This window comes from Natronomonas sp., from assembly GCF_036625485.1.
In the GTDB taxonomy this organism is placed as follows: Archaea; Halobacteriota; Halobacteria; order Halobacteriales; family Haloarculaceae; genus Natronomonas.
Window position 1 is genome coordinate 1 of sequence record NZ_JAZKTR010000157.1, and the last position, 5,538, is coordinate 5,538.

Annotated in this window: 8 protein-coding genes; 5 read left to right on the forward strand and 3 right to left on the reverse strand. The window is 65.6% G+C overall.

Annotated elements, in window-relative coordinates; translation table 11 throughout:
• The coding region (locus V5A53_RS12520; protein WP_332313960.1) for an HTH domain-containing protein at positions 1-127 on the reverse strand (127 nt) is incomplete at its 3' end.
• Positions 128-368: 241 nt separating this feature from the next.
• On the opposite strand from V5A53_RS12520, the gene V5A53_RS12525 reads away from it, so the two are divergent.
• Positions 369-1,466 carry an ABC transporter ATP-binding protein gene (locus V5A53_RS12525; protein ID WP_332313953.1) on the forward strand — a complete coding sequence of 366 codons (1,098 nt, stop codon included), beginning with the start codon at positions 369-371 and terminating at the stop codon, positions 1,464-1,466.
• Positions 1,459-2,790 carry an ABC transporter ATP-binding protein gene (locus tag V5A53_RS12530; RefSeq protein WP_332313954.1) on the forward strand — a complete coding sequence of 444 codons (1,332 nt, stop codon included), beginning with the start codon at positions 1,459-1,461 and terminating at the stop codon, positions 2,788-2,790. The genes V5A53_RS12525 and V5A53_RS12530 overlap by 8 nt, the downstream gene beginning before the upstream one ends.
• Before the next feature lie 16 nt (positions 2,791-2,806).
• Here V5A53_RS12530 and V5A53_RS12535 read toward each other — a convergent pair whose 3' ends face one another.
• Entirely contained in the window at positions 2,807-3,757 is a 951-nt protein-coding gene (locus tag V5A53_RS12535) for an asparaginase (RefSeq protein WP_332313955.1), read from the reverse strand.
• An 84-nt stretch (positions 3,758-3,841) separates the two neighbouring features.
• On the opposite strand from V5A53_RS12535, the gene V5A53_RS12540 reads away from it, so the two are divergent.
• Entirely contained in the window at positions 3,842-3,988 is a 147-nt protein-coding gene (locus tag V5A53_RS12540; protein ID WP_332313956.1) for a hypothetical protein, read from the forward strand.
• Positions 3,989-4,164: 176 nt separating this feature from the next.
• On the opposite strand, the gene V5A53_RS12545 is transcribed toward V5A53_RS12540, so the two are convergent.
• Entirely contained in the window at positions 4,165-4,443 is a 279-nt protein-coding gene (locus V5A53_RS12545) for an amphi-Trp domain-containing protein (protein WP_332313957.1), read from the reverse strand.
• Positions 4,444-4,672: 229 nt separating this feature from the next.
• Here V5A53_RS12545 and V5A53_RS12550 point away from each other — a divergent pair, with 229 nt between their 5' ends.
• On the forward strand, positions 4,673-4,948 hold the full coding sequence (locus V5A53_RS12550; protein WP_332313958.1) for a PadR family transcriptional regulator: 276 nt from the start codon (positions 4,673-4,675) through the stop codon (positions 4,946-4,948).
• 106 nt (positions 4,949-5,054) lie between these two features.
• Positions 5,055-5,538: acyl-CoA dehydrogenase family protein (locus tag V5A53_RS12555; RefSeq protein WP_332313959.1), on the forward strand; the 484-nt coding region annotated here is incomplete at its 3' end.

The following is a 5,538-nucleotide window of genomic DNA, read 5'->3' on the forward strand; positions in this document are numbered from 1 at the left end:
CCTGGCGGAGCGCCTCGACGTGCTTCCAGACCGCCGCCCGAGAGATATCGAGCTCCGCGGCCAGTTTCGGCCCCGAGACGGGGCCTTCCGCCAGCGCGTCGAGAACGCGTTCGCGTGTCTCCTGCATGGACGGTCGTTTCGCGCGAACCGTATATAAACGGCGTCCGTCGCTCCCGCGCACGCTTTCCGGTCGTCCCACGGTATCGCCGTCGAGATACGGCCCGGACAGTTGTTTCCGTCCGAATCGGTTCGCATGATATCAACATTTATTCACGTGGGGGTCCCCCGCACGCGTAGTTGCCCTCCATGAATAGACAGCACGCGACCGAGGCATTCCCTCGGAACGCCCTCGCCTCGCGAGGTGAAACATGACCGACCCGCTGCTTTCCGTCGAGGACCTGCGAACCCACATCCACACCGACAGCGGCCTCGTTCGCGCCGTCGACGGCGTCTCCTTCGATATCGATCGCGGCGAGACGGTCTGTCTCGTCGGCGAGAGCGGGTCCGGGAAGACCATCACCTGCGATACGCTCACCGGCCTCGTCGAGACGCCGCCCGCCGAGGTCGCCGGGACGGTCCGCTTCGACGGCCGGGACCTCGTCCCCTTCGATGGGACAGACTTCGGGTCGATACGCGGCAACGAGATCGGCTACGCCTTCCAGAACGCCCGGAGCGCACTCGACCCCGTCTACACCGTCGGCGCCCAGATCGTGGAAGCGATCCGCCTCCATCGCGACGTGAGCAAGGCCGACGCCCGGGAACGCGCCATCGACCTCCTCGAAACGGTCGGCATCTCGCCGGCCGAATCCCGCGTCGACGAGTACCCACACCAGTTCTCCGACGGCATGTGCCAGCGGGTCGCCCTCGCCATCGCCCTCGCTGCGGAGCCCGCCCTGCTCGTCGCCGATGAACCCACCTCCGCGCTCGACGTGACGATCCAGGCCCGTATCATCGACCTCATCGACGACCTCCGGGCGGGCCGCGATCTGGCGCTCCTGTTGGTCACCCACGACCTCCGGGTCGTCGCCGCCCTGGCCGACCGCGTCGTCGTCATGTACGCCGGTACCGTCGTCGAACGCGGCCCCGTCGAGGAGGTCTTCGCGAACCCGGCTCACCCCTACACGCAGGCGCTCTTCGAGAGTTTCACCGGCGACGGCGACCTCGACCGCGAGAGCCTGCCCCGAGACGCCCTGCCGACCGACGGCTGTCGGTTCCGGGCGGAATGTCCCCACGCGGTCGATGCCTGCGCCGATGGGTTCCCCGACTTCGAAACGGTCGACGGAACGGAGGCTCACCGCGCCGCCTGTGTCTACTACGGCGAGGGCTTCGACGCCGAAACAGTGCGGACCGAGGCCGTATTCGACGCCGACGACGTAGCGCCCGGGTCCGCTTCGGAATCGGTTACCGAAACCGCCGCCGAGACGGTGGCCGAATCCGCCACCCCCGAGGAGGACCGCCATGACTGAGACGGACGGCCCGCTGGTCTCGGTTCGGAACCTCGAACTCCACTACCCGGTGAGCGAGGGCCTGCTCCGCCGCGAAACCGGTCGCGTCCGGGCCGTCGACGGCGTCTCCTTCGACGTCCGGCCCGGCGAGTCGTTCGGCCTCGTCGGCGAATCCGGCTGTGGGAAATCCAGCACCGCACTCGCGATGCTCCGGATGGAAGAACCGACCGGCGGCGAGGTCCGCTTCGACGGCGAGGACGTGCTTGCATACGACGACGCCGAACTCCGGCGGTTCCGTCGGCGCGTCCAACTCGTCCTGCAGGACCCCGATTCGGCGTTCAACCCACGCATGACCGTCGGGGAGGCCGTCGGCGAACCGCTTCGGGTCCACGGCCTCTCCGATAGCGAGCGCCGACGCGAGATCGTCGCGGACGCCCTGGAACGCGTCGGCCTCTCCGGGGAGGACGCCGACGACTACCCACACGAGTTCTCCGGCGGCGAGAAACAGCGCATCGCCATCGCGCGGGCGCTCGTCCTCAATCCCGACGTCATCGTCGCCGACGAACCCGTCAGCGCCCTCGACGGCCGGACGAAAGCCGAAGTCCTCGACCTGCTGGACGGCCTGCAGGACCGGTTCGGCATCGCCATCGTCCTCATCAGCCACGACATCGACCTCGTACGGCGCTTCTGTGACCGCGTGGCCGTCATGTATCTCGGCGAGATCGTCGAACGCGGGCCGACAGAGACCGTCGTCGGCGACCCGAGTCACCCATACACGCGGACGCTCGTCGCCTCGATACCGAGTCTCGACCCCGCCATCCCGGCCGAGGACGCGGGCGTCGACCTGCTAACCGACGACCTCCCCGACGCGACGGACGTCCCCTCGGGCTGTCGGTTCCACCCACGCTGCCCGGCGATAATCCCGCCCGAATCGGTCGATCTTCCCCAAGACCACTGGCAGGGCGTCGTTGCCTTCCGGTTCCGACTGGAGCGCGAGTGGGACGATATAGAGGAACTTCGAGCATCCGTCCTCCGAGAGTTGCCGCCGGCCGAACGAAGCGATTCGGACATCGACGCGGCGGTCAGGACCGCCTTCGACCTCCCGGCGGAACTGCCCGACGCGAATGTGGAGGCTGCCCTCGCCGACGCCGTCGACGCCATCGAAGATGGAAATCTCGACGCCGCCCGACGGCCGCTGGCTGAAACCACTACGAGCGTCTGCGAACGCGAATCACCGGCGGTGGTGGACGTCGAAACCGCACACCCGGTCGCCTGCCATCGCTACGACCCGTCGGTTCCGGGCGACCCGGAGACAGGTATCGAGACGCGACCGTCCGAAGAGTGACCCTCGCGACCCTCGGCTATTCCTCGAAGCGGTCGAACCGCTCGTCCAGTCGGTCGGCGGCGACCGCGAGCATGGTCTCGATGCGCGTCGCCCACGGCGTCGCGTGCGAGAACCGGACGTGGTCGCGTTCGGCCAGCGTCGCGGCGCCGCCGGGGGTGCCGTAGATCGGCTCGGTCGGGCCGGCGTGACACCGCGAGGAAAGCACGACTGGGCAGTCGGCCGCCGCGATAGCCTCCCCGAGGGCGGTGGTGGTGTTTCCGAGGCCGGTTCCGGCGACGACGACGGCATCGCCGCGCGCCTCCGCGGCCTCGAAGGCTTCGCGACCGACGCCGGAGGCGGAGACCACGAGCGGGACCGTCGGATGGGCATCGGCGTCGGGAACCGGCAGGCGTTCGGCGGGCGCCGACGGCTCCCGGTACCAGTGGACGCGTTTGCGAGTCAGGCGAGCGACGGGGCCGGTTTCGGGCGACCGGAAGGTATCCAGCGCGCAGGTGTGGGACTTCCGGACGGTCGCTGCGTCGTGGAGTTCCTCGTCGAAGGCGACGAAGGCGCCCTCGGTGAGGCGCTCGTGTGCGGCCGCACGGACCGCGCTCCGGAGGTTCGTCGGCCCGTCGCTGCCGGCCTCGTCGGGACGGCGCTGGGCGCCCGTGACGACGACCGGCGCCGAGACCGTCAGGTCGAGATAGCGCGCGGTCTCGGCCAGCGTGTCGGTGCCGTGGGTGACGACGAATCCGTCGACCTCGTCGGCGCGCTCGGAGATCCGGTCGGCGACGCGGGCACAGATGGCCGGCGACATATCGAAGCCGGGGCTGTCGGCGACGCTTTCGACGGTTACGTCGGCGAAGCGCTCGATCTCGGGGACGGCCTCGACGAGGTCGGCACCCGAGAGGGTCGGCGCAGCACCCGAATCGGCGCCCTCCGCAGTCGAGGCGATGGTTCCACCGGTCGCGATGACGTGAACGTGCATACCGCCAACCGGGGCCGGCACCGAGTTGTGGGTTCCGGTCGCCGTGTCGCGAACTTTCATTTGTCCTGCGTCCCTCTACCCGGTATGCGCGACGAAGAGGAGATCCGCGAGCAGTACGAGTTCCTGAAAGAGGAGTTGGACGACGAGAGCATGAACCACGAGGGGGTCCGGCAGATGTTCACCTATTATAAGCGAGCCCTCGGCTGGGTTCTCGAAGAGGAGTACATCTAGGTCGGCGGTCGGCTTCGCCGTAGGCGGTACATTTATACCTGAATACGCGCTTGTATCAGGTGACGCTTCGCTTGGAGGGCCGAAGCGTCAGCGGGGACCTATTCAGGGCGGCAAGCGGCCGACCGGCGTTTTCTGCCGGTCGGCTGCTTTCCTCTCGCTGAACAACATTCGATAGCTTAGGCTATCTCCAGCGAGCCGTCGCTACCACTATCGCTCCCGTTCTCGTCCCATTCCAGTTCGAACTCGACGCTCAGTTCCGACTCACCGCCGCCGGTCTCCCGTTCGGCTTTGACCTCGAAGGTATGGGTTTCCGGCACCGCCAGCGTGATCGATTGCTCGCCGGCGGACAGAGATACCGACTCGCCGGCTTCGAGTTTGTCCGCGACCGATCGGAGCATCTGGGCGGTTTCGCTGCGGGACTGGCGCTGCTCGCTTTCGAAGAGAACTTCTTCCATACCGAAGATACGTGCCGAGACATTATAAGCCGTAAGGCAACTGTGGTATCAGATGACACTACATAACACAGCCAGAACACTTCCGTTTATTATCACGTTCCGTACGTACGTTCGGAAGACACTATAGCGGTGTATAGCACGTTTTTCGGGAGCGTATTCGGAGTGAAGGCGGAATACGGTTCGATATATTTAACCTAATTCGACAGTAACATGCAGATAGAACTTACCGATGTACGACCTGACAGGATTCCAGCGAGACCTGCTGTACGTCATCGCCGGGCGCGAAGAACCCCACGGGCTTGCCATCAAGGAAGAACTCGAGGACTACTACGAAAAGGAGATCCACCACGGCCGTCTCTACCCCAATCTCGATACGCTCGTCGACAAGGGCCTCGTCGAGAAGGGCCAGCGCGACCGTCGAACAAACTTCTATACCCTCACCCGTCGTGGCCGCCGTGAGATCGAAGCGCGCCGCGATTGGGAAGAACAGTACGTCGACCTTTGATAAACGAACCGGCGCAGGCCGGTTATCGTTGTAAACCAGCAGTAGAGATGCTGCAAACGTCGTTAGGAAAAGTTGGTGTTTTATACTTGCAGTCAAACATTCGGGTATGGACTTCGAACTGTCCGAAGAACAAGAGCAACTGAAAAGCGAGGTCCAGCGCTTCGCCGAAAACGAGATCGTTCCGGTCGCCAAGGAGTACGACCGCGAAGAGAAGTACCCGTGGGAAGTCGTCGACGAGGCCGCCGAGATGGGCCTGCTGGCGCCCCAGATTCCCTTCGAGTACGGCGGCGCCGGCTACGACGTCCTCGATACCGCCATCATCGTCGAGGAACTGTTCGCCGCCGACCCCGGTATCGGCCTGTGTCTGTCCTCGACCGGCTTCGGGACCGAGGCCATCCTCGAATACGGTACTGAAGAGCAGAAAGAGGAGTACCTCGAACCCGTCGCCAAGGGCGAGGCCATCTCCGGGGCCGCCATCTCCGAACCCGACACCGGTTCGGACGTCTCCTCCGTGAGCACCCGCGCCGAGAAGGACGGCGACGAGTGGGTCATCAACGGCAACAAGATGTGGATCACCAACGGCTCCATCG

Coding starts and splice junctions, on each gene's coding strand:
- V5A53_RS12525 (WP_332313953.1), top strand. CDS start 369: ATGACCGACCCGCTGCTTTCCGTCGAGGACCTGCGAACCCACATCCAC.
- V5A53_RS12530 (WP_332313954.1), top strand. CDS start 1,459: ATGACTGAGACGGACGGCCCGCTGGTCTCGGTTCGGAACCTCGAACTC.
- V5A53_RS12535 (WP_332313955.1), bottom strand. CDS start 3,757: ATGCACGTTCACGTCATCGCGACCGGTGGAACCATCGCCTCGACTGCG.
- V5A53_RS12540 (WP_332313956.1), top strand. CDS start 3,842: ATGCGCGACGAAGAGGAGATCCGCGAGCAGTACGAGTTCCTGAAAGAG.
- V5A53_RS12545 (WP_332313957.1), bottom strand. CDS start 4,443: ATGGAAGAAGTTCTCTTCGAAAGCGAGCAGCGCCAGTCCCGCAGCGAA.
- V5A53_RS12550 (WP_332313958.1), top strand. CDS start 4,673: ATGTACGACCTGACAGGATTCCAGCGAGACCTGCTGTACGTCATCGCC.